The organism is Streptomyces sp. WELS2 (assembly GCF_013870595.1).
Lineage (GTDB): Bacteria > Actinomycetota > Actinomycetes > Streptomycetales > Streptomycetaceae > Streptomyces.
Map to the genome: position 1 here is coordinate 1 of NZ_JACBWZ010001207.1, position 1465 is coordinate 1465.

The following is a 1465-nucleotide window of genomic DNA, read 5'->3' on the forward strand; positions in this document are numbered from 1 at the left end:
CGTCACGATCGCGACGACCGTCCCCGCCCCCGCGACCAGCAGCCCGAGCCCGCCGAAGACCAGCGGCAGCAGCCACAGCGAGGCGAAGCCGTCGATCCGCGCGTCCTCGGGGGAGTCCGCGCGGTAGAGCACCTCGACCTGCTCGCCCTTCTCGTAGGCCGGCGGACTGGAACCCGTGGAGTCCTGGAAGGTCGTCCGCGTCCCGTCCCGCGAGGTGAACTCGACCACCGGATACGCCGCGGGCCGGTCGTCCCCCCGGTGCCTGCGTGAGGTACCGCCGTGGTCGGTCCGCCACTCCAGGGCCACCACCGTGCCGCGGGCGCGCTCCGCGTCCGTCAGGAACGAGACCGACACCCCCGCCAGGACCACCCCGATGACGAAGAACAGCGAACCGAACGCGGTCAACCCGAACGCGACCCACCGGCGGGCGGCCCGCCCGCGCACCTGAAACCGCACCATGTTCCTCTCACCGGTTACGAAGCCGGAGGAACGCTAGTACACCCCCGGCGTCAGAACCCCAGGCGGGAGAGGACCGCACCCATGGCGCGGGTGACCGCCGCACGGGACTCGTCCGCCGGGCCGTGCAGCTCGAAGCCGTGGCCGCCGTGCGGTACGTCGATGATCTCCACCGGGGTCCCTGACTCCTCCGCCGCGCCCACGAACCGTTCGACCGTGGCGGCGATCTGTTCGGTCTCCAGGCCCGCCCGGACGAGCAGGAGCGGCGGCGGCTCCGCTTTGCCGGCCCGGAGCGCCTCGGCCGGGCGGAAGCGCTCGGAGACGGCGTCCCAGCCGGGCAGCGGGGCGAGGATGGGGTAGCTCAGGGCGACGCAGCGCAGCCACTCCGGCGGGGCGGTGAGCCAGTCGGTGGCGAGCAGCCCGGCGCCCGAGAAGAACCACAGGGCGATACGCGCCGGGTCCACGCGCGGATCGGCCCGCAGCAGTTCGACGGCCTCGGTCACGTCGTCCGCGGCCCGGGGATAGGCGGTGAGGCCGTGCAGACGGTGCTCCACGACGGCGCCCACCGCGCCCAGGCTCGCGGCGAGGCGGGCGTAACCGACGTAGAACGGCCAGTCGCGCGGCGCCGGGACGATATCGGGCGACAGCGGGCCGCCGTGCACGAACAGCACCGCCGGCCGGGGCGCGCCGGTCTCCTCCGGTTCCGGCAGGTGCAGGTCCACGTGGCCGGTCCGCACCCGTGGCCGCTCCGGGACGTCCAGCGGGAACGGGCGCAGGAAGGCGGGCTCGCCGTCCGGCGGGGTCAGCCTGTGTCCCTCGTCGGCGGCGGCGCGGCACAGCACCTCGGTCAGCTCCTCGGGAGCGGACAGCATCGGCCAGTGGCCGGTGGCCAGTTCGAAGAAGCCCACCCGCGGGTCGGCGAGCTTCCGCAGCTGCGGCGGGCCGACGAGCACCAGCTCCTGGAGCCCCTCGATGGTCGTCCCCCCGGCCGTGCACAGCACCGCGCTGA

Annotated in this window: 2 protein-coding genes; both read right to left on the bottom strand. The window is 74.5% G+C overall.

The genetic code is table 11. The annotated features are described in order from the left end of the window. Nucleotides 1-459: DUF3592 domain-containing protein (locus H5J33_RS35055; RefSeq protein WP_181798689.1), on the bottom strand; the 459-nt coding region annotated here is incomplete at its 3' end. Between the two features lie 50 nt (nucleotides 460-509). Further along, nucleotides 510-1465: alpha/beta hydrolase (locus tag H5J33_RS35060; RefSeq protein ID WP_399553005.1), on the bottom strand; the 956-nt coding region annotated here is incomplete at its 5' end.